A 21,427-nucleotide genomic window follows, 5' to 3' on the forward strand; every position below is an offset into this window, starting at 1 on the left:
GGCCGGGACGGGCGAGACGCCGGCCCCGTCGGGCGCACCCGCAGCCGCGGTCGCACCCCCGCCCGCACCCGCACCCGCGGCGTGCGGGACGGCGTCGGCCACGGCGTCGAGCGCGAGCCCCATCGTCCACGCGTCGACGTTCTCGGGCTGGTAGTACCCGCGCCGCCGGCCGAGCCGCTCGAAGCCGGCGCGCTCGTAGAGCCGGAGCGCCGGCTCGTTGTCGACGCGGACCTCGAGCAGCACACGCACCGCACCGAGCGCGCGCGCCCGGGCCACGAGCTCGTCGAGCAGCAGGCGCCCGATGCCCTGCCCCTGGTGGGTCGTCGCCGTGCCGATGGTCATGACCTGCGCGTCGTCGCCGTCGAACCACAGCCCCGCGTAGCCGACGACCTCCCCCCGCGGGTCGCGCGCGGCGACGTACCAGCGGTCCTCGCCCGCGAGCTCGTCCGCGAGCGACGCGAGCGACCAGGCGCCGGCCCCGAACAGCTCGCGCTCGAGCCGGGCGAGCACGGGGAGGTCCGTCGCGACGAGACGGTCGACGGTGACGCCCGGGTGCGCGACCGTCATGCCAGCGCGCGCTTGCGCTCGGCGGGCGGGACGGCGTCGGGCCGGCGCAGGTAGAGCGGCTCCGACGGCAGCAGCGTCCCGGCGGGTGCGGCTGCGAGCCGGGCGAGAGCCAGGCGTGCGAGCACCGTCGGGTCGGGGTCCGAGGGCCCGTCGGCGGCGGGCGGGAGCTCGGCGGCGTACTGCTGGGCACCGCGCCCGACGACGACCGCACCGGCCGCACGCCCCTCGGCGGCGACCGAGGCCGCGCTACCGACGGACGGGCCCGCGACGACCTCGACCAGCGCGCCTCCTGGCACTCCGGCGTCCCCGGCGGGCGTCGGGCCGGTCGCGGTGACCCGGTAGCGCGCCCAGTAGACCTCGCGGCGTCGCGCGTCGGTCGCGACGAGCACCTCGTCGCCGGCCGTGAGCCCGAGCCGGTCGGCGGCCTCGGCCGCGAGCGCGTCGAGGCTGCTCACGCCGTGCACCGGCACCCCGAGGGCGAGCGCGAGCGTCCGCGCCGTGACGAGCCCGACCCGCAGCCCGGTGTAGGGCGCCGGACCGGTGCCCGCGACGACCGCGGTGACCTGGGTCCGGTCGACGCCGGCCTCGGTCAGGACGGCCTCGATCATCGGGGCGAGGAGCTCGGCGTGGTGGCGCTGCTCAGGGGCGGACCGCGCAGCGAGCGTGCGGCCGGCCGCGTCGGTCAGCGCGACGGCGACGGACCTGGACGTGTCGAGGGCGAGAACGGGCACGGGTCCAGCATCCCATCCCCGGCCGGGTGGCTGCGGGCCGGGGTGCTCCGGCCCCACGGACGCGGCGGCCGCGCACGTCACCCGGGAGGTGCGCAGGTCACCCGGGAGGAGCGGGCGTCACCCCGGCAGCGCGACGCCGGCCCACCGCTCGCCCACGGCGGTGACCGTGATGGTCCGCACCCCCGCGGAGGGGTCGTCGTCCGACCCGGTCGCCGCGTCGCCGCGCGGTCGGCGAAGGGCGATCTCGAGCCGGTCTTGCGCGAGCGCCTCGACGAGCCCCTCACCCCACTCGACCACGGTCACGGACTCGTCGAGGCTCGCGTCGAGGTCGAGCGCGTCGACCTCGTCGAGCGAGCCGAGCCGGTACGCGTCGACGTGCACGAGGGGGGTTCCCGTCGTCGTCACCGCTCCCGCGTGCGCGCCGTCGGCCTCGTCCGCAGCCGAACGGGCCAGCGGCGGGTGCACGCGCGCGATGATGAACGTCGGCGACGCGACCTGCCCCCGCACGCCGAGCCCTGCGCCGATGCCCTGCGTGAGCGTCGTCTTCCCGGCGCCGAGGTCACCCGTGAGGATCACGAGGTCGCCCGCCCGCAGCACTCCCGCGAGCGCCCGGCCGTACGCGCGCGTCGCGTCGGCGTCGGCCAGCTCGACGACGACGCGCTGCTCGCCCGCCCCGCTCACCGGCCGGCCCGCGCGGGCTCGGTGGTCACGGGAGCGGCGGTCCCGGGAACGGCTGACGTCCGGGGTGGCGGCGGCGCGTCCCCGGCGTCGAGCATCGTCCGCTCACCCGACACGCCCGACGACGCGGGAGCGGCGGCGGTGCGCGCGGTCCCGTCCGCGGCGCCGTCCACCGCCTGCTCGCTGTCGACGTGCACGCGGGGCACCCGCGCACCGAGGCGCGTCACGATCTCATAGCTGATGGTCCCCGCGGAGCGCGCCCAGTCCTCGGCCGTGGGGCCGCCGTCCGCGCCGGTGCCGAACAGCACGACCCGGTCGCCCGGCTGCTCCCCCGCGTCCGGCCCGAGGTCGAGAACGACCTGGTCCATGCACACCCGACCGGCGATCGGCACCCGCCGACCGCCCACGAGGACGGGCGCCCCCGGGTGACCCGGGCCGCCCGACGCGTGGCGCGGGATGCCGTCGGCGTACCCGACGGGGACGACGCCGAGCACCGTGCGGGTCGACGTCGTGTAGGCGTGCGCGTACGAGACGCCCTGACCGGCGCCGACGGTCTTGACGGTCGCGAGCTGCGCCTCGAACGTCATCGCCGGGACGAGCCCGTACTCCGCGGGACCGCCGAGCTGCGGGACGGGCGAGAGCCCGTACACCGCGATCCCGGGGCGCACCAGGTCGTAGTGCACCGCGGGGCTCGTGAGCGTCGCCGCGGAGTTCGCGAGGTGGCGCACCTCGAGGTGCGCGCCGCGGGACTCCGCGAGGCGGACGGCGTCCGCGAAGACCTCGGCCTGCGCGAGCACCGTGGGGTGCGCCGGCTCGTCGGCGAACGCGAGGTGCGACCAGATGCCGACGACCTCGACCGCGCCCTCGGCCTGCGCGCGCAGCGCGGCGTCGAGGACGTCCGGGAGGTCGGCGGGGGTCAGGCCGTTGCGGCCGAGCCCCGTGTCGACCTTGAGGTGCACGCGCGCGGTGCGGCCGGTGCGGCGTGCCGCGTCGACGACCGCGTCGAGCGCCCAGGCGCCGGCGACCGAGACGTCGACGTCCGCCTCGAGCAGCGCGTCGAACGGGGCACCGGGGGCGTGCAGCCACGTCAGGAGGCGCCCGCCGACGCCGGCCGCCCGCAGCTCGAGCGCCTCGGCGGCCTGCGCGGCACCGAGCCACGTCGCTCCCCCGGCGAGCGCCGCGCGTGCGCTCGGCACCAGGCCGTGACCGTAGGCGTCGGCCTTGACCACCGCCATGACCTGCGCGCCGGGCGCGTGCTGCGCGAGCGCGCGGACGTTCCCGCGGATCGCGGCGAGGTCGACGACGGCACGGGCGGGGTAGTCGCTCACCCGGCCAGTCTCCCACCGGTGGACGACCGCTCGTGGTCACCCGGCGAGGACCCGGCGCGTCCGTGGCCGGTCCACCGGCGCCCCGGGGGCGACGCAGTCCCGGTACGCCGAGACGCGTGCGTCCGCGCGACCACCCATGTCCGGCTGGGACGCACCCCGGTCCACGGCTGGGCCGCACCCGGTCCTGTCAACGGCTGGGACGCACCACGGCCCCGTCCACGGCGTCCGGCCCGCTAGACCCGGACGACCACGTCCGCCCCCGCCCGTGTCCCGGCGACGAGCCGGGCGTTGCGTTCGTCCGGCCCGTGCGCCCACGCGCGCGCGGCGTCGGGGTCCTTGCCGAACCGCTCGTGCCGCGCGACGAGCCGTGCCAGGCGCACGTCGTCGTCCGGTTCCACGAACCACACCTCGTCGAGCAGCGCCCGCACCGGCCCGAACCCCGCGTCGTCGAGCAGCAGGTAGTTGCCCTCCGTGACGACGAGGGGCGTGGTCGCCGGGACGGCGATGGCGCCCGCGACGCCGTTGCGCAGGTCGCGCCGGTACTCGGGTGCGTACACGACGTCGTCGTCCCCGCCGCGCAGCCGGTGCAGCAGCGCGACGTAGCCCGCCGCGTCGAACGTGTCCGGCGCACCCTTGCGGTCCGCCAGCCCGAGGCGCTCGAGCTCGGTCTGCGCGAGGTGGAACCCGTCCATCGGGACGACGACGCACCGCGCGCCGAACGTCGCGGCGAGCTCCGCGGCCAGCGTCGACTTGCCCGCGCCCGGCGCGCCCGCGATCCCGAGCAGCTGCCGCCCGCCGCGTGCGAGCAGCGCCCGCACGCGGTCCGCGAGCGCCTCGGTGAGGATCACGACGCGAGCAGCTCGGCGACGGTCCGGGGCAGCGCCTCCGCGACCGCGAGCGCCCCGACCGGGCCCCCGGGGTTCGCGACGTGCGCCGCGCGCCCGTGCACGAGAGTCGCGCACGCCGCGAGCGCCGCGACGAGCGACGGCTCGCCCGCCAGGTCCTGGGCCCGGCCGGCGAGCAGCGCGCCGAGCACCCCGGCGAGGACGTCGCCCGCACCGGCGGTCGCGAGCCACGCGGGACCGTCGGCCTGCGCGTACACGGCGTCGTCCGGCCCGACGACGAGCGTCGTGGCCCCCTTGAGCAGGACCGTCGCCCGCGTGAGCTCGCGGGCGCGCCTCGCCCAGCGCAGCGGCTCCGCCTCGACCTGCGCGCGGTCGACGTCCTCGCCGCGCGCGCTCAGCAGCGTCGCGAGCTCCCCCGCGTGCGGGGTCAGCACGACCCACGGGGCGAGCCGCTCGGGCAGGAGGGTCAGCGCGCCCGCGTCGACGACGGCGGGCAGCTCCTGGGCCAGCACGCCCGCGAGCGCGCCGTGCACCCGCTCGGCCTGTGCCGAGTCGGTCGGGTCGACCCCCGGGCCGAGCACCCACGCCTGGACGCGTCCGTCCCCGGCGACGACCTCGGGCCGGTGCGAGACGACGGCCGCGGTGACGCCCGGCGAGCCGAGGTAGCGGACCATGCCGACCCCGGCGTGCACCGCGGCGGAGACGGTCAGCACCGCGGCGCCCGGGTACGCGGGCGTCCCGGCGACGACGCCGACGACGCCGCGCGTGTACTTGTGCGCGCCGTGGCCGGGCACGGGCCACAGCGCGGCCGCGTCACGGGCCTCGAGGCGCGCGACGGCGGGCCGGGCGTCGCCCAGGGCCAGGCCGATGTCCACCGCCTCGACGCGTCCGGCGTACGCGCACGCCGGCGGCACGAGCAGCGCGGGCTTCGGGGCCCCGAACGTCACCGTCACGTCGGCGCGCAGCACCCCGCCTGGCTCGTGGGCCGGGGCGTGCCCGGACCCGTTCGACGACCCCGGACGCGGCACGTCGCCGTCGTCCACCCCGACGCCGCTCGGGACGTCGACGGCCACGACGCACGGGCCGTCGCCGCGCCCGTGCGCGCGCTCGTCCGTCACGAGCTCGCCGAGCAGCGCGAGCACCTCAGCCCCCGGTCCCCGCACCGCGCCCCGCCCGGCGGTCGCGCCGATGCCGAGCACGCCGTCGAGCACGACGTCGGCCGTGAACGCCTCGGCGATCGCGTCGCCCGGCCACACCCGTACCCCGGGACCCCCGTCGGCGACGCTCACGACGCTGCCACCCGCGGACCGGAGCGCCGCCAGCCCGCCCTCGTGCAGCCGCTCGGACGTCGCGACCGCGAGCACGGTGACCCCGCGCCGGGCCAGGAGCGCACCCGCGTGCAGGGCGTCTCCGCCGTTGTTCCCGCCGCCGGCGAGCACCACGACCCGGCTCCCCGCCACGCGCCCGCGCCGCGCACGCAGCTCCCGGACGACCACCCCGGCGAGCGCGAACGCCGCCCGGTCCATCAGCGGGACACCCGCGGCGAGCAGCGGCTCCTCGGCGGCGCGGACGTCCACGGCGGTGTAGGCGACGATCACGCGCCCATCTTGGCGGAGTCGGGGGCGCCTGCGCTCGGCGGCCCGCGGCGGCGGGGTGCGGCGGCGGGGTGCGGGGCACGAGAGGCAGGATGCGCGAGCGTCGGGAGGCCGGACGCGCGAGCGGCGGGAGGCAGGTCGCCCGAGAGCCGGGAGGCCGGACGCCCGAGGGGCGGACACCGCAGCCTCTCGACGGGCGCGGAGCGGGCCCGGCGGTAGGTTCTGGTTCCATGCGCTTCGGACTCTTCATCCCCCAGGGCTGGCGGCAGGACCTCACCGGGATCGCCACGGCCGACCACTGGAACGTCATGAACGGGCTCGCCCAGCACGCCGACACCGGCGACGTCTGGGAGTCCATCTGGGTCTACGACCACTTCCACGCCGTCCCGGAGCCCAACGGCGAGGCGACGCACGAGGCGTGGAGCCTCATCAACGCGTACGCCGCGAGCACGCGCCGCGTCCGCCTCGGCCAGATGTGCACGTGCATGGCGTACCGCAACCCCGCGTACCTCGCGAAGGTCGCCGCGACGGCGGACGTCATCAGCGGCGGCCGCGTCGAGATGGGCATCGGCGCCGGCTGGTACGAGCACGAGTGGCGCGCGTACGGCTACGGCTTCCCGCGCGCCGGGGAGCGCCTCGCGATGCTCGACGAGGGCGTGCAGATCTTCAAGCAGCTCTGGACGAACGGCACCGCGACGCTCGACGGCAAGCACTACCAGGTCGACGGCGCGCAGCTCTCGCCGCTGCCGCTGCAGACCGACGGCCCGCCGCTGTGGATCGCGGGCGGCGGAGAGCAGAAGACGCTGCGCATCGCCGCGGAGCACGCGCAGTACACGAACTTCGACGGGACGCCCGAGACGTTCACGCACAAGTCCGAGGTGCTGCGGGGGCACTGCGAGGCGATCGGGCGACCGTTCGAGGAGATCACGCGCTCGGCCAACTACAACGTCGTCATCGGCGCGACCGAGGCCGAGGTGGACGACCGCATCGCGTGGGCCGAGGAGCACTACGCGCTCACGGTCCCGAACAAGGCCCCGGAGCTCGCCCAGCAGCTGCGGCACGGCCCGCTCGTCGGGACGCCCGAGCAGATCGTCGACAAGCTCCGCGAGCTCGAGGGCCTCGGGATGACGTACGCGATCACGTACTTCGCCGAGGCCGCGTACGACCGCTCGGGCATCGAGCTGTTCGAGCGCGAGGTCGTCCCGGCGCTGCGCTGACCGGCGCCCCCGACCCGCACCGCTCGGCCGGGCCGCTCTCCTGCGGGAGGGCGGCCCGCGTCGTGCCGGGGCTGAGCTGCGCCCCTGGCCGGCGGCGCCCCGGGGCAGGACCGGGTCACGGCCCCGTGCTCGGACCGTCGCCCGCGGTCAGGCCGGGTCGCGCTCCGCGACCACGACCGCCGACGCGATCCCCGCGTCGTGCGAGATCGACAGGTGGAAGCGCGCGACGCCGAGCTCGTCGGCGCGGGCCGCGACCGTCCCGACCACCTCGACGACCGGCTGCTGGCCGGGCACGCGCCGCACCGTCGCGTCCTGCCAGCTCATCCCCGCGGGCGCCCCGAGCGACTTGGCGATCGCCTCCTTGGCGGCGAACCGGGCGGCGAGCGACGCGGGCGGCAGGTGGCGCTCGTCGGGCGTGAAGAGCCGTTCGAGCAGGCCCGGGGCGCGCTCGAGCGTCGCGACGAACCGCGCGACGTCCACGACGTCGATCCCGACGCCGACGATCACCGGGCGACCTGCGCAGCCGGAGCCGGCCGGTCGACCCGCGCGGGGCCCGCGAGCGGGGCGGCACGGACCGCCGGCACCCGCCCGCGGCCCGCGCTCACTCGACCGTGACCGACTTCGCGAGGTTGCGCGGCTGGTCGACGTCGAGGCCGCGCGCGGTCGCGAGCTCGCACGCGAAGATCTGCAGCGGCACGACCGCCAGCAGCGGCGCGAGCAGCACGGGCGACTGCGGCACGTAGAACACCTCGTCCGCGAACGGCCGGACGTCCTCGTCGCCGTCCTCGGCGACCACGAGCGTGCGGGCGCCGCGCGCGCGGATCTCCTGGATGTTCGAGACGACCTTCGAGTGCAGCGAGTCCCGCCCGCGCGGCGACGGCACGATCACGAAGACGGGCTGACCCGGCTCGATCAGAGCGATCGGACCGTGCTTGAGCTCGCCCGCAGCGAAGCCCTCGGCATGGATGTACGCGAGCTCCTTGAGCTTGAGCGCGCCCTCGAGGGCGACGGGGAACCCGACGTGCCGGCCGAGGAACAGCACCGAGGACGTGTCCGACATCCAGCGGGCGATCTCCCGGACCCGGTCGGCGCGGTCGAGCACCTGCTGGATCTTGTCGGGCATCTGGCGCAGGTCCTCGAAGATCTCCGCGATCTCGTCGGGGAACTTGTTGCCGCGCAGCTGCGCGAGGTAGAGCCCGAGCAGGTACGCCGCCGTGATCTGCGACAGGAAGGCCTTGGTCGAGGCGACCGCGATCTCCGGCCCGGCGTGCGTGTAGAGCACCGCGTCGGACTCGCGCGGGATCGTCGAGCCGTGCGTGTTCACGATCGCGACCACCTTGGCGCCCTGCTCGCGCGCGTGCCGGACCGCCATGAGCGTGTCCATCGTCTCGCCCGACTGCGAGATCGCGACGACGAGGGTCTTCTCGTTGACGACGGGGTCGCGGTACCGGAACTCGTGCGCGAGCTCGACCTCGACCGGGATGCGGCACCAGTGCTCGATCGCGTACTTGGCGACGTGCCCGGCGTACGCGGCGGTGCCGCACGCGATCACGACGATCTTGTCGACCGACCGCAGCACCGACTCGTCGATGCGCAGGTCGTCGAGCACGAGCCGGCCCTGGAGGTCGGTCCGGCCGAGGAGCGTGTCCGCGACGGCCTGGGGCTGGTCGTGGATCTCCTTGTCCATGAACGAGCGGAAGCCACCCTTCTCGGCGGCGGCGGCGTCCCAGTCGACGGTGTAGCGACGGCCCTGTGCGGGGCGCCCGTCGAAGTCGGTGACCTCGACGGACGTCGAGGTGATCGTCACGACCTGGTCCTGCCCGAGCTCGAGCGCCTCCTTGGTGTGCGCGATGAACGCCGCGACGTCGGACCCGAGGAAGTTCTCGCCGTCGCCGAGACCCACGACGAGCGGGGAGTCGTGCCGCGCCCCCACGACGACGTCGGGGAGGTCGGCGTGCACCGCGAGGAGCGTGAAGGTGCCGTGCAGGCGGCGGACGACGGTCGTCAGCGCCGCGGTGAGGTCGGGCGTCTGCTCGAACTGCCGCGCGACGAGGTGCGCGACGACCTCGGTGTCGGTCTCCGACTCGAACACCACCCCGGCGGCGAGCAGCTCCGCCTTGAGCGCGACGTAGTTCTCGACGATGCCGTTGTGGATGAGCGCGAGCTTGCCCACGACGTGCGGGTGCGCGTTCACGTCGTTCGGCGCGCCGTGCGTGGCCCAGCGGGTGTGGCCGATCGCAGCGGTCGACGCGCACAGCGGCTCCGCGTCGAGCACCTCGATGAGGTTCGCGAGCTTGCCCGCCTTCTTCGCGCTCGTCAGCGTGCCGTCCCCGCACGTGAGGGCGACACCTGCCGAGTCGTAGCCCCGGTACTCGAGGCGCCGCAGCCCCTCGAGCACGACGTCGAGCGGACGGCCGCTCGGATCCTGGCTGCCGACGTATCCCACGATTCCGCACATGGGGGGGAGTCTACGGGCGCGCACGCGGGACTCACGGTGATCTGCGGCACGTCCGGCGGGCGGCTCCGTCCGCCGTGCTCGCACGTGCCGGGCGGCACGGCCCCGTCCGGCAGAATGCTCTTCGTGGCCCCCTCCGCCCTCGCGCCGTCGTCCCCGTACGTCGACCTCGACCGGTCCGCGTGGGCACGGCTGAGCGAGTCCACCCCGCTGCCGCTCACGGACGCCGACGTCACGCGCCTGCGCGGGCTCGGCGACCCGATCGACCTCGCCGAGGTGGACGCGGTCTACCGTCCCCTCTCCCGGCTGCTCGACCTGTACGTCGGCGCGACGCGCGGCCTGCACGAGGCCTCGAGCACGTTCCTGCGCGAGGACACCGGCAGCACGCCGTACGTCATCGGCGTCGCCGGGTCCGTGGCGGTCGGCAAGTCGACGACCGCGCGGCTGCTGCGCGAGCTCATGGCCCGCTGGCCCGCGACCCCGCGCGTCGAGCTCCTCACGACCGACGGCTTCCTGTACCCGAACGCCGAGCTCGAGCGCCGCGGGCTCATGGACCGCAAGGGCTTCCCGGAGTCCTACGACCGGCGCGCGCTCGTGCGGTTCCTGACCAAGGTGAAGGCGGGCCGCCCCGAGGTCCGCGCACCGGTGTACGACCACCTGACGTACGACATCGTGCCGGGCGCCGAGGTCGTCGTGCGACGCCCGGACGTGCTCATCGTCGAGGGCCTCAACGTGCTGCAGCCGGCCCGCCCGTCGCTCGACGGCGGCGTCTCGAACCTCGCCGTGAGCGACTTCTTCGACTTCTCGATCTACGTCGACGCCCGCACCGCGGACGTCCGCCAGTGGTACGTGGACCGGTTCCTGTCGCTGCGGGCGACCGCATTCGCCCGCCCCGAGTCGTACTTCCACCGCTACGCGTCGCTCTCCGACGACCAGGCCGTGACGCGCGCCGAGGCGATCTGGGACGCGATCAACGCCCCGAACCTCGAGCGCAACATCGTGCCGACGCGCAGCCGGGCGACGCTCGTGCTCACCAAGGGCCCCGACCACGCCGTCCAGCGCGTCCGGCTCCGCAAGCTCTGAGCCCCCGGCGGGCGACCGGCGCGGCGCGGGCCCCCGGACAGCGGCCGCGACCCGGGTCAGGGCGTGGGGCCGCCCGTGACCGCCCTCACGGAGTCGGTGTCGCGGTGACCCGCGCGGCGAGCAGGTCCACCGGGAAGTGCTCCTCGCCCGTCGTGTCGAGCCGCTCGACCGCCGCCGTGAGCTGCTCGGTCGGCGCGCCGCACGAGTCCACGGGGCGCGCCGCCCGCACCGCGCGCCCGAGCGCGTCGACGAGCCACAGCTCCCACGCGGGGGACGCCGGGGCCGCGCACGCCTGGTCCGAGCGCACCGGCTCGGACGGCTGCTCCAGGGCCTCGAGCAGCGGCGCGAGGTCGCCCTCGAGCTGCCGCACGGTGACCGCGGCCCACACGCCGTCGGCGTCCGTGAGCCGCTCCCCGCTCACGCACTGCACGGCGGTGACGGGCGTGAAGGCCTCGGGGACGGCCCCCGGCTCGGGGACGTCCGGGTGCGCGGTGCCCGACGCGTCGTCGGCGCGCAGCCCCAGCGAGGCGATGACCTGCGGTGCGAGGCAGTCGGCCCGCGGTGCCGTCTCGGCCTCGGCGGGGAGCGGGTCGCCCGCACCCGCGCAGCCGGCCAGCGCCGCGCAGGCGAGCGCGCCGCCGACGAGCATGACCAGGCGCCCTCCGGGGCTCCCTCGCCCACGCCCCTCGTGTCGTCGTCGCATGCCGAATCCCCCGCTCGCCCCCTGCCGGCCCGCGCACCGAGGGAGCACCTGAGAGGTGGTCCGGTGGGCGGGAGGGACGACAGCGGTGTCGTCCCATGACCAGCGTAGGACGGACCCCGGCGGAGGGCGCCGGACGAGACCAGATCGTTAACCCGGGTGCGCGGATCGTTGCGGAGACGTGATCGGCCGCGCCGCGCGGGGGTCGGTCCCGGTCTTCACGCGCGTCTCGTGCAGCAGCGGGCCCGCCGGACCGGCGTCCGCCGCGGGGTCGTCGGCCGGGTCGGGCGCTGCGGCGAGGTCGCGCAGGATGCTCTGCTCGAGCACCGGGACGCCCGGCTGCAGCCACCGGCGCAGGACCCAGTCGATGAGCAGACCGACGACGACGCCGATCACGACACCGGCCACGACGGCGATGACGGGGTGGTCGTGCAGCCACGCCCCCGCGCCGACCCCGATGGCCGTCCCGTACACCGCCCACGTCACCGCGGCCAGCCCGGTCAGCGCGACGAAGCGGCGGCGCCGGTAGCCCAGCGCGCCCGCCGTCATGTTCACCGCGACGCGTCCCACGGGGATGTACCGCGCGGCGAGGATGAACGACGAGCCACGGTTCGCCAGCGCGTGCTCGGCCCACGCCAGCGTCGCCCGGCCGCGCCTGCCGCGCAGGAACCGGACGCGGTGCACGTCGACCCGGCTGCCGATCGCGTAGGCGATCTGGTCACCCGTGAACGCTCCCGCCGCGGCCGACGCCACGAGGAGCCACAGGTTCGGCCCGTCCCCGACCATCGCCGTCGCCGCGACGGCGATGACGACGGACTCGCTCGGGACCGGCGGGAAGAACCCGTCGATCGTCGCGAACACGTAGATCCCCAGGTAGATCCACCCGGAGCCCGCGAGCGCGAGGATCCACTCCTCCAGCACCAGTCATCAGCTCCACTAGGTCGTGGCAGCGAAGCCGCCGGCGAGGTCGTCCTCCTCACGGTAGGTCGCCGTCACCGGGCGCCGGAATGGGGGAAGCCCCCCAGACGACCCCCAGCGACCCCCAGGTGACCCCAGGGTGCGTGCCCTCCCGTTCCCCTCGATCGTGCTGGACACGGGCCTGGTGACGCGTCCGTCGAGCGGATGAGATCGCGTCCAGGACGCTACTCCGAGGGGCCGACCGAGCGACACCTGATACCCCGTCGCACGACCGAGGGCGCCCCAAGGTGCGCCGGGGAGCACCGCGCGGCACGACCTGCGGCGGCGGCGCGCTCGACCTGGGGTGGTGGCGGGAGAGGCCGCGCCCGGCGGCTCAGCGCAGCGGGAAGCCCAGCGCGCGTGCGGCCGTCTCGGGCCGCGGCTCACCCGCCCAGCGGGCGCCGAGCTCGTCGGTCCGCGCGAGCGAGCGCAGCTCGGCCCGGTCGAGGTACAGCGTCCCCCCGAGGTGGTCCGTCTCGTGCTGGACGATGCGCGCGGGCCAGCCCGTGAGCACCTCGTCGAGCGCGTTCCCCGCCTCGTCGACGCCCGTGAGGCGGACGGAACGGTGCCGTGCTACGACGGCCTGGTAGCCGACGACGCTCAGGCAGCCCTCGTAGAACGACGCGCGCTCGTCGCCGACCGCCTCGTACCGCGGGTTCACCAGGACGCGGAACGGCAGGCGGGGCCGCTCACGCACCTGCTCGACGTCGGGGTCGAGCATTCCCGGGTCCTCGACGACGGCGAGCGCGAGCGAGAGCCCGATCTGCGGTGCGGCGAGCCCGACGCCCGGGGCCGCGTGCATCGTGCGCCGCATGAGCTCGACGAGCGCGGTCAGCTCCTCCGCGTCGAGCTGACCGTCGTACGGCTCGGCCACGGCGCGGAGCACGGGGTGGCCGGCCTGGACGACGGGGACGATGCCGTCCTGCGCGTCCGCGGCGTCGAGCAGGCGGTGCACCTGCTCGCGCAGCAGGGCCCCGGCGTCGGACGGCGTGCCGCTCACAGCGCGAGCTGGGCGCGCACGACGTCCGCGAGACCGTTCGCGATGCGCTCGGCGTCGTCCTGGCTCGCGGCCTCGACCATGACCCGGACGAGCGGCTCGGTCCCCGAGGGGCGCAGCAGCACGCGCCCCGTGTCGCCGAGCTCGGTCTCCGCGGCGCGCACGGCGTCGGCGAGCACCTCGTCGGTCGACGCGCGCGTCCGGTCGACGCGCGGGACGTTGACGAGCGTCTGCGGGAGCCGCTGGACGACCGAGGCGAGCTGCTCGAGCTTCTGCCCCGTCCCGGCGACGCGCGCCGCGAGCTGGAGCGCCGTGAGCACGCCGTCACCCGTGGTCGCGTGCTGCGCGAGGATGACGTGGCCCGACTGCTCGCCGCCGAGCGCGTAGCCGCCCGCGCGCATCTCCTCGAGCACGTACCGGTCACCGACCGCGGTCTCGATCGTGCGGATGCCGGCCGCCGTCATCGCGAGCCGCAGCCCGAGGTTGCTCATCACCGTCACCACGAGGGTGTCGTCGGTCAGCGTGCCGCGCTCGCGCATCGCGACGGCCAGCGTCCCGAGGATCTGGTCGCCGTCGACCAGCGCACCCGTGTGGTCGACCGCGAGGCACCGGTCCGCGTCGCCGTCGAACGCGACACCGAGGTCCGCGCCCGACGCCACGACCGCGGCCTGGAGCTGCTCGGGGTGCGTCGAGCCGCACTTCTCGTTGATGTTGCGCCCGTCCGGGGACGCGTTGATGACGACGACGTCGGCACCGGCGGCACGCAGCGCGGCCGGGCCGACCTCGCTCGCCGCACCGTTCGCGCAGTCGACCGCGATGCGCAGGCCCGCGAGGCTCACGTCGATCGTCGAGACGAGGTGCTCGACGTAGTCGGCACCAGCCTGCCCGTTGTCCATCCGGATGCGACCCACCGCGGCACCGACGGGGCGCTCCCAGTCCTCCCGCAGGCGGGCCTCGATGGCCACCTCGAGCTCGTCGTCGAGCTTGTGGCCGCCGCGCGCGAGGAACTTGATGCCGTTGTCCGGCATCGGGTTGTGCGACGCCGAGAGCATCACGCCGAGGTCCACGTCGAGCGTCGCCGTGAGGAACGCGACGGCGGGCGTCGGCAGCACGCCGACGTTGACCACGTCGACCCCGGCGCTCGCGAGGCCGGCGGCGACCGCGGCGCTGAGGAACTCCCCGGAGGCGCGGGAGTCGCGACCGATCACGGCTCGCGGGCGGTGACCCTCGAACTCGCCCAGCGAGCCGAGCACGTGCGCGGCTGCCACGGACAGGTCGAGCGCGAGCTCGGCCGTCACGTCCCGGTTCGCGAGGCCACGGACCCCGTCGGTCCCGAACAGACCCATCAGATCACTCCTTCGTCGTGCGTCGTGCGGTGCCGGCGGGCTCGTGAGACGCCGATGGCCCCGATGGTCTGGTGACCGTCGGGGCCATCGGGCCACGGCTGAGGGATCAGCGCTTGGAGTACTGGGGCGCCTTGCGGGCCTTCTTGAGACCCGCCTTCTTGCGCTCGACGACGCGTGCGTCACGCGTCAGGAAGCCGGCCTTCTTGAGCGCCGGACGGTTCGAGTCGGCGTCGATCGCGTTCAGCGCACGGGCGATGCCGAGGCGCAGCGCGCCGGCCTGACCCGAGACGCCGCCACCCGTGATCCGCGCGACGATGTCGAAGCGGCCCTCGACGTCGACGAGCTTGAGCGGCGAGTTGACGAGCTGCTGGTGCACCTTGTTCGGGAAGTAGTCCTCGAGGGTGCGGCCGTTGATCTTCCACTGCCCGGTGCCGGGCACGAGGCGCACGCGGGCGATGGCCTCCTTGCGGCGGCCGAGGGCCTGGCCGGGAGCGGTGATGCTCTGACCGCGGCCCGTGGGCGCAGCGGTCTCGGAGGTGTAGCTGGTGGGCGTGTCGTCGCCCTCAAGGTCGATGTCGACCGTGGTCTCGGCCACTGGTGTGTCCTCGCGTCCTGTCTGGGTGGCTGGCTGCAGCAGGCTCAGGCCTGCTGAGCGACCTGGGTGATCTCGAAGGGCTTCGGCTGCTGGGCCGCGTGGGGGTGCTCCGCGCCGACGTACACCTTCAGCTTGCTCAGCTGAGCGCGCGAGAGGGAGTTCTTCGGGAGCATGCCGCGCACGGCCTTCTCGATCGCCCGCTCGGGGTGCTTGTCGAGGAGGTCGGCGTACGCGGTGGCACGCAGGCCACCCGGGTAACCGGAGTGGCGGTAGGCAAGCTTGGTCTCACGCTTGTTGCCCGTGAGGGCCACCTTGCCCGCGTTGATGACGACGACGAAGTCGCCACCGTCGACGTGCGGGGCGAAGGTCGCCTTGTGCTTGCCGCGCAGCAGCGTGGCCACGTGGGTGGCGAGGCGGCCCAGGACGACATCGGTCGCGTCGATGACGTACCAGTTCCGCTCGACGTCGCCGGGCTTCGGGGTGTACGTGCGCACGGTCTAAGCCTTCGTCTCGTGTTGCTGAATGTGTTCACGGCGTGGGACCACAGGGGGTCCCGCCGATGAGTGCTGTCGGTGGAGCATCCCTGGCCGGCGAGTGGGATCGCACCGGCACGACCGACCGTGCTGGACCCGGGCGGGAGCAGGTAGCGGCTGCTCTTCGCACATCCAGCGCAGGCGGGAGACGCACAACGACACACCAGAGTAGCCGCCGCGCGCAGGCAGGGTCAAAACGCGGGCGGCTGAACCCGCGGTGACGGCGCTCAGCGCACGCGTCGCACCCGGCCCGCGTCCCACACCGGCTCCGGGGTCTCCACGACCTCGCCGTCCGCCCCGAACGACAGGAACCGGTCGAAGCCGCGCGCGAACCACCGGTCGTGCGTCACGGCCACGACGGTCCCCTCGAACGCCTCCAGACCCGCCTCGAGCGCCTCCGCGGAGTGCAGGTCGAGGTTGTCGGTCGGCTCGTCGAGCAGCAGGAGCGTCGCGCCGCCGAGCTCGAGCAGCAGGATCTGGAACCGCGCCTGCTGGCCGCCCGAGAGCGTGTCGTAGGCCTGCTCCGCGGCCGCGACGAGCTCGTAGCGGTCGAGCGCCTTGCTCGCGGGCTCCCGGCCGAGCCCGGGCCGGTGCCCGTCGCCGCGGTGCAGGATCTCCAGGAGCGTGCGCCCCGCGAGCTCCGGGTGCGTGTGGTTCTGCGCGAACCACCCCGGCCGCACGCGCGAGCCGAGGACCGCGCGGCCGGTGTGCGCGACCGGCGCGACGCTCACGTCCCCCGCGGGCTCGTGCTCCGGGCCGGGGTCGGAGCCGCCGGTCGCGAGCAGCCGCAGGAAGTGCGACTTGCCCGAGCCGTTCGACCCGAGCACCGCGACGCGCTCCCCGAACCACACCTCGAGGTCGAACGGCTTCATCAGGCCGGTCAGCTCGAGCCCGGTCGCGACGACCGCACGCTTGGCCGTCCGGCCGCCCCGCAGCCGCACGCGCACGTTCTGCTCGCGCGCCATGACCTGCGGTGGTCCGGCCTCCTCGAACTTGCGCAGGCGCGTCTGCGCGGCCTGGTAGCGCGAGGCGAGCCCGTCGTTGAACGCCGCCTTGTTCTTGAGCGTGAACACGAGGTCCTTGAGCTTCGCGTGCTCCTCCTCCCAGCGCCGCATGAGCTCCTCGAGCCGCGAGCGCCGGTCCTCGCGCGCCTGCGGGTACGTGCGGAACGAGCCGCCGTGCACCCAGATGCCCGAGCCCGCCGCGGTCGGCTCGAGGGTCGCGACCTGCGTGGCCGTCGTCGAGAGGAGCTCGCGGTCGTGGCTGACGAACAGGACCGTCTTGGGCGACGCCGCGAGCTGCTGCTCGAGCCAGCGCTTGGTCGGGACGTCGAGGTAGTTGTCGGGCTCGTCGAGCAGCAGGACCTCCTCGGGCCCGCGCAGCAGGGCCTCGAGCACGAGCCGCTTCTGCTCCCCGCCGGACAGCGTGCGCACCTCGCGGTGCTGCGCACGGTCGAAGGGGATCGACAGCACCGAGTCGGTGACCTGGTCCCAGCCGGCCTCGGCCTCGTAGCCGCCGACGTCCGCCCAGTCGACGAGCGCCGTCGCGTACCGCATCTGCGCCGGCTCGTCGTCGACCTCCATGATGCCGAGCTCCGCGGCGGCGAGCTCGGTCGCGGCGTCCCGGACCGCCGCCGGCGCGAGCGACGCGAGCAGGTCGCGGACCGAGCGCTCGTCGTCGATCCGCCCGACCATCTGCCGCATCACGCCGAGTCCCCCGCTGCGCGCGACCGCTCCCCCGTGCGGCGCCTCGTCGCCGGCGACGATCCGCAGCAGCGTCGTCTTGCCGGCACCGTTCGGCCCGACGAGCGCGACCTTGGCCCCGTCCGCGACGCGCAGGTCGACCTCGTCGAGCAGCGGGCGGCCGTCGGGCAGGAAGTAGCTCACGGAGCTGATGTCGAGGTGTCCCACCCCACCAGTGTCCCGGGCCGCGAGCGGTGCGGGCGACCTCTTTCCCCGCGCACGCCCGCGCCGCGGCCCTCGCTGGCGGGCGCTCCCCTCGCAGGTCACGCGCCGCGGTGCCATCGTGAGTGCCATGAGTGAAGACACCCCGGCCACCAGCACCGACCCGGCCCTCGGCTCCGAGGGCGACACGAACCAGCTGCCCGGCGAGGACACGCTCGCGGAGCCCGACGACGACACGATGCTCGAGGAGGGCTACTCGCCGCCCGACCACCCGCGCCCCAACCACTTCGGGGAGACCGCGTGGGAGCAGGCGCACGGCGAGACGCTCACGCAGCGGCTCGACGAGGAGGAGCCCGAGGTCTGGGAGGAGCGGCGGCCCGGTGACCCGAACGTCGCGCCCGACGGAGCGGGTCAGCTCGTCGAGGACGACGACGCGGTCGCGGCGCACGGCACCGACGCGTTCGCGATCGAGACCGGCTCGACCGCCGGCACGGTGAGCGCCGAGGAGGCCGCGATCCACGTCGTCGACGACGAGGAGATCGTGCTCGACCAGCTCGAGACCGCCGACGCGGGCGACGAGACGTTCGAGGACGAGGACCCCCGTGTCGACACGGACCTCCTGGTCGACGACGTGTCGGCGGACGCCGACGGCGGCACCGACCGCGACGTCGTGGGCGACCTCGGCCTCACCGAGGACCCGAGCAGCACCGACGCGCCGTACCTCGCGCCCGACGACCGGGCCTGACCCGGCGGACGACGCGGCACCCCGCCTGCGAGGTGCCGCGTCGCCGTGCTGTGCGGCTCCCCCGGGTGCGCGCCGGCTCGGCCGGCGTTCCGGCTCGCGCCCAGCACCCCGTCGACCGACGCGCCCGCGCGCGGGCTCCCGGGGCGCCGTGCGCGGTCAGCCCTCGTCGGTGCAGCGCCCGCGGAGCACGTCGACGTCGTCCGCCGCACGTGTCGCACGCGTCTGCTCGGCCCGTGCGGCGAGCTCCTCGTCCGGCGGGTACGCGACCTCCTCGAGCGTGAGCCCGAGCGCCGCGACGACCGCGCTCCCCGGGTCGCGCCGCCGCCCCGCGAGGAGGTCCGCGGGCCACGTCACGTCCCGTCGCCCCTCCCCGACCGCGATGCTCGCCCCGACGAGCGCCCGGACCATGCTGTGGCAGAAGGCGTCGGCCTGGACGTGCGCGACGACGAGCCCCGCGTCGGCCCCGACCTCGGGCCGCTCCCAGCGCAGCACCTCGAGCGTGCGGATCGTCGTGGCGCCAGGCCGCGGGCGGCAGAACGCCGCGAAGTCGTGCCGCCCGAGCAGGAGGCGCGCCGCCGTGTCCATCGCGTCGACGTCGAGGCGCGCGCGGTGCCACAGGACGTGGGTGCGCCGCAACGGGTCGCGCAGCAGGGCGTCGTCGCAGACCCGGTACGTGTAGCGGCGCCGCAGCGCGGAGAAGCGCGCGTCGAAGCCCGGCGGGGCGACGCTCACCCGGTGCACGACGACGTCCTGCGGCAGGACGCCCGCGAGGCGCGTGGCGAGCGCCTCGGCCGGGGTCCGCGTCGTGCGCCCGACCACGCGCTCCCACGCTTCCGGCGCGACGTCCACGTGCGCCACCTGGCCCCGGGCGTGCACGCCCGCGTCCGTGCGACCCGCGACCGCGACGCGCGGGTTCTCGGTCCGCAGCACCCGCCCGAGCGCGTCCTCGAGCACCCCCTGGACCGTGCGCAGCCCGGGCTGACGCGCCCAGCCCGCGAAGTCGGTCCCGTCGTAGGCGAGGTCGAGACGGACACGCACGCTGCTCACGCCGGACACCGTAACGCCCCGGGGCCAGCACCTCGGCCGCGCGCCGGCACCGTCGGGGGCCGTCGGCCCCGGCGGGTCGTCCGGAGCCGGGGCATCGGGGTGGCAGCGTCGACCGCCCGCTCCGGACGCGGTCGACGTCGTGCGCCACCCCCAGGGCGGTGCTGCGGCTCGTCCTCGTCGAACGGGGGCCGCCGCCGGCTCGGACCGGTGGACCGCGCCCACGGTGGCGTTAGCGTGGACGGATGGCTGCACCCGTCGCCCCCGGCCCGAGCGGTCGCGCGTCGTTCACCCTCGCGGTCGACTGCGGCGGCGGCGGGATCAAGGCCTCGGTGCTCGACGCCGCGGGGACGCTGCACGCACCCGCGGTCCGCGTCCCGACCCCCTACCCGCTGCCGCCCGAGCGGCTCGTCGAGACCATCGCCTCGATCGCGGAGGGCCTGCCGCGCGCCGAGCGGGCGACCGTCGGGATGCCCGGCATGGTGCGGCACGGCGTCGTCGTCGCGACCCCGCACTACGTGACGCGCTCGGGCCCCCACACGCGCGTCGACCCGGCGCTCGTCGCGCTCTGGTCCGGGTGCGACATCGGTGCCCTGCTCGAGGCGCGGCTCGGCGTGCCGACGCTCGTGCTCAACGACGCCGAGGTGCACGGCGCGGGCGTCGTGTCCGGGACCGGCGTCGAGCTCGTGCTCACGCTCGGCACGGGGCTCGGCTCGGCGCTGTTCGACGGCGGCGTGCTCGCGCCGCACCTCGAGCTCTCGCACGCGCCCGTGCGCCGCGACACCACCTACGACTCCTACATCGGCCAGATCGAGCGGGCGCGGCTCGGCAACGGGCTCTGGTCTCGGCGCGTGCGCCGGGTCGTGGACGGTCTGCGGCCCGTGTTCCTGTGGGACCGGCTCTACCTCGGCGGCGGGAACGCGCGCCAGATCACCCCGCAGGTGCTCGCCCGGCTCGGGGACGACGTCGTCGTCGTGCCGAACCAGGCGGGCATCGTCGGTGGCGTGCGGGCGTGGGAGCTGCGCCGCCCGGACTGAGCTCGGGGTCGCTCAGCGTCCGAACCCTGGGCGTCCGGCGTCCGGCGCCCGGCGCCCGGCGTCCGGCGTCCCGGCGGCGTCCCCGCGTCGCTCAGCGGACCGCAGCCCTCGGCGTGCCGTCCACCGGGACGCGTCGGCCACGAGCCGATCGGGCCCGCGGCTCGCTCTCGAGCTCGTCGAGCGCCTCGAGCACGGTGCGCGTGAAGCGCTCGGGCGCGACGAGGCTCACGAGGTGCGTCGCGCGCGGCACCACGACGAGCCGCCCGTCCCGGCACGCCGCCAGGAAACGCCGCTCCTCGCCGCGGAAGTGGTCGAACCGCCCGTTGACGAGCCACACCGGGACGTCGATGCGGGCGAGGTCCTCGAGCGGGGTGCACGCCGACACCTCGCGCAGCACGTCCTCGACGACATGCAGCGCGAACCCGCCCGCGCCCGCGTCCTCGGCGGCCGACGGCGGCAGCACCCGCTCGACGAGGAGCTGGTTGAGGGCAGCACCGTGGTCCGGCAGCCGGACGATCCCGCGCGCGGCGAGCGACCACCCGGCGACGAGCGGGCGCACCGGCCGCGTCGAGCACGCCGCTGCGACGAGGCCCGCGACCTGCTCGGGGTGCGCCGCGGCGTGGGCCATCCCGATGTACCCGCCGAGCGACAGCCCGACCACGAGCGCTCGCCCGCCGACCTCGTCGACCGCCTCCCGAACCGTCTCGATCGCGCCCGCGCGCGTGAAGCGCTCGTCGAGGCGCGTGCCGTGCCCCGGGAGGTCCGGGGCGGCGACGCGCCGACCCGCCGCCTCGAGCGCCTGCACCTGCGCGCGCCACATGGTCGACGACGTCCGCAGCCCGTGCAGCAGCACCACGGGCAGCGTGCCGGGCCGTGCTCGCACCCCGCTGGTCGGCGGCACGCTCTGCACCTGGGCACCGGGCTCGCCGCCCGAGCCGGCACGGGTCTCGCGGGACGCGTCGGTCGTCATCCTCGGAGTCTCGCACCGGCCGTGCGCGGTCCGCACGCGGGTACGACGCCCGCGGGCGCGAGACGCGACCGGACGCGGAGCCGCCCGGTGCGACACCGAC

General features: G+C 75.7%; 20 protein-coding genes and 1 pseudogene. 4 read left to right on the forward strand and 17 right to left on the reverse strand.

Translation table 11 applies throughout. From position 1 onward, the window contains the following. Positions 1–132 precede the first annotated feature (132 nt). From rimI to AB6N24_RS00800, 6 genes and pseudogenes are all read right to left on the reverse strand, one after another. A pseudogene (rimI, locus tag AB6N24_RS00775) lies at positions 133–567 on the reverse strand (ribosomal protein S18-alanine N-acetyltransferase); the annotation flags it as partial. Then, positions 564–1,298, reverse strand: a complete 735-nt coding sequence (tsaB, locus tag AB6N24_RS00780; protein ID WP_412867558.1) for a tRNA (adenosine(37)-N6)-threonylcarbamoyltransferase complex dimerization subunit type 1 TsaB — start codon at positions 1,296–1,298, stop codon at positions 564–566. The pseudogene rimI and the gene tsaB, both read right to left, overlap by 4 nt. Positions 1,299–1,415: 117 nt before the next feature. Beyond that, a complete protein-coding gene (gene tsaE, locus AB6N24_RS00785; protein ID WP_412867559.1) occupies positions 1,416–1,979 on the reverse strand; it encodes a tRNA (adenosine(37)-N6)-threonylcarbamoyltransferase complex ATPase subunit type 1 TsaE in 564 nt (187 codons plus the stop codon). After that, on the reverse strand, positions 1,976–3,304 hold the full coding sequence (gene alr, locus AB6N24_RS00790) for an alanine racemase (protein WP_412867560.1): 1,329 nt from the start codon (positions 3,302–3,304) through the stop codon (positions 1,976–1,978). The genes tsaE and alr overlap by 4 nt, the downstream gene beginning before the upstream one ends. Before the next feature lie 233 nt (positions 3,305–3,537). Continuing rightward, on the reverse strand, positions 3,538–4,152 hold the full coding sequence (locus AB6N24_RS00795; protein WP_412867561.1) for a nucleoside/nucleotide kinase family protein: 615 nt from the start codon (positions 4,150–4,152) through the stop codon (positions 3,538–3,540). Next, positions 4,149–5,747 (reverse strand): bifunctional ADP-dependent NAD(P)H-hydrate dehydratase/NAD(P)H-hydrate epimerase, encoded by a 1,599-nt coding sequence (locus AB6N24_RS00800; RefSeq protein ID WP_412867562.1) that lies wholly within the window; start codon positions 5,745–5,747, stop codon positions 4,149–4,151. The genes AB6N24_RS00795 and AB6N24_RS00800 overlap by 4 nt, the downstream gene beginning before the upstream one ends. Before the next feature lie 227 nt (positions 5,748–5,974). Between AB6N24_RS00800 and AB6N24_RS00805 the strand changes: the two genes are divergently transcribed. Continuing rightward, complete coding sequence (locus AB6N24_RS00805; RefSeq protein ID WP_412867563.1) at positions 5,975–6,961, forward strand: LLM class F420-dependent oxidoreductase; 987 nt, start codon at positions 5,975–5,977, stop codon at positions 6,959–6,961. 147 nt (positions 6,962–7,108) lie between these two features. Here AB6N24_RS00805 and AB6N24_RS00810 read toward each other — a convergent pair whose 3' ends face one another. Next, complete coding sequence (locus AB6N24_RS00810; protein ID WP_412867564.1) at positions 7,109–7,468, reverse strand: holo-ACP synthase; 360 nt, start codon at positions 7,466–7,468, stop codon at positions 7,109–7,111. 94 nt (positions 7,469–7,562) lie between these two features. Then, the gene (gene glmS / locus AB6N24_RS00815; RefSeq protein WP_412867565.1) at positions 7,563–9,419 is read right to left on the reverse strand and encodes a glutamine--fructose-6-phosphate transaminase (isomerizing); all 1,857 of its coding nucleotides are present in this window, start codon (positions 9,417–9,419) and stop codon (positions 7,563–7,565) included. Positions 9,420–9,533: 114 nt separating this feature from the next. Here glmS and coaA point away from each other — a divergent pair, with 114 nt between their 5' ends. Continuing rightward, positions 9,534–10,499, forward strand: a complete 966-nt coding sequence (gene coaA, locus AB6N24_RS00820) for a type I pantothenate kinase (protein ID WP_412867566.1) — start codon at positions 9,534–9,536, stop codon at positions 10,497–10,499. A gap of 85 nt (positions 10,500–10,584) precedes the next feature. Here coaA and AB6N24_RS00825 read toward each other — a convergent pair whose 3' ends face one another. The 7 genes from AB6N24_RS00825 to AB6N24_RS00855 all read right to left on the reverse strand — a co-directional run bounded on the left by AB6N24_RS00825 (position 10,585) and on the right by AB6N24_RS00855 (position 17,537). Then, complete coding sequence (locus tag AB6N24_RS00825; protein WP_412867567.1) at positions 10,585–11,202, reverse strand: hypothetical protein; 618 nt, start codon at positions 11,200–11,202, stop codon at positions 10,585–10,587. Between the two features lie 147 nt (positions 11,203–11,349). Continuing rightward, positions 11,350–12,120, reverse strand: coding sequence for a DedA family protein (locus AB6N24_RS00830; protein WP_412867568.1), 771 nt, complete (start codon positions 12,118–12,120; stop codon positions 11,350–11,352). A 370-nt stretch (positions 12,121–12,490) separates the two neighbouring features. Beyond that, positions 12,491–13,156, reverse strand: a complete 666-nt coding sequence (locus AB6N24_RS00835; RefSeq protein ID WP_412867569.1) for a peptide deformylase — start codon at positions 13,154–13,156, stop codon at positions 12,491–12,493. Further along, entirely contained in the window at positions 13,153–14,499 is a 1,347-nt protein-coding gene (glmM, locus tag AB6N24_RS00840; RefSeq protein WP_412867570.1) for a phosphoglucosamine mutase, read from the reverse strand. Before glmM ends, AB6N24_RS00835 begins: the two co-directional genes overlap by 4 nt. Positions 14,500–14,605: 106 nt before the next feature. Beyond that, the gene (rpsI, locus tag AB6N24_RS00845; protein WP_258726102.1) at positions 14,606–15,094 is read right to left on the reverse strand and encodes a 30S ribosomal protein S9; all 489 of its coding nucleotides are present in this window, start codon (positions 15,092–15,094) and stop codon (positions 14,606–14,608) included. Between the two features lie 44 nt (positions 15,095–15,138). Further along, on the reverse strand, positions 15,139–15,588 hold the full coding sequence (gene rplM / locus AB6N24_RS00850; RefSeq protein WP_258726101.1) for a 50S ribosomal protein L13: 450 nt from the start codon (positions 15,586–15,588) through the stop codon (positions 15,139–15,141). A 266-nt stretch (positions 15,589–15,854) separates the two neighbouring features. Further along, a complete protein-coding gene (locus AB6N24_RS00855; protein ID WP_412867571.1) occupies positions 15,855–17,537 on the reverse strand; it encodes an ABC-F family ATP-binding cassette domain-containing protein in 1,683 nt (560 codons plus the stop codon). A gap of 124 nt (positions 17,538–17,661) precedes the next feature. Here AB6N24_RS00855 and AB6N24_RS00860 point away from each other — a divergent pair, with 124 nt between their 5' ends. Next, complete coding sequence (locus tag AB6N24_RS00860; protein ID WP_412867572.1) at positions 17,662–18,276, forward strand: DUF5709 domain-containing protein; 615 nt, start codon at positions 17,662–17,664, stop codon at positions 18,274–18,276. Positions 18,277–18,432: 156 nt separating this feature from the next. On the opposite strand, the gene truA is transcribed toward AB6N24_RS00860, so the two are convergent. Continuing rightward, positions 18,433–19,323: a tRNA pseudouridine(38-40) synthase TruA gene (gene truA / locus AB6N24_RS00865; RefSeq protein ID WP_412867573.1), complete on the reverse strand. Its 891-nt coding sequence runs from the start codon at positions 19,321–19,323 to the stop codon at positions 18,433–18,435. A gap of 242 nt (positions 19,324–19,565) precedes the next feature. On the opposite strand from truA, the gene AB6N24_RS00870 reads away from it, so the two are divergent. After that, complete coding sequence (locus AB6N24_RS00870; protein WP_412867574.1) at positions 19,566–20,357, forward strand: ROK family protein; 792 nt, start codon at positions 19,566–19,568, stop codon at positions 20,355–20,357. A gap of 91 nt (positions 20,358–20,448) precedes the next feature. On the opposite strand, the gene AB6N24_RS00875 is transcribed toward AB6N24_RS00870, so the two are convergent. Continuing rightward, on the reverse strand, positions 20,449–21,327 hold the full coding sequence (locus tag AB6N24_RS00875) for an alpha/beta fold hydrolase (protein ID WP_412867575.1): 879 nt from the start codon (positions 21,325–21,327) through the stop codon (positions 20,449–20,451). Between the last annotated feature and the right edge of the window lie 100 nt (positions 21,328–21,427).

This window comes from Cellulomonas jepli (assembly GCF_047229345.1).
Classification (GTDB): Bacteria; Actinomycetota; Actinomycetes; order Actinomycetales; family Cellulomonadaceae; genus Cellulomonas_A.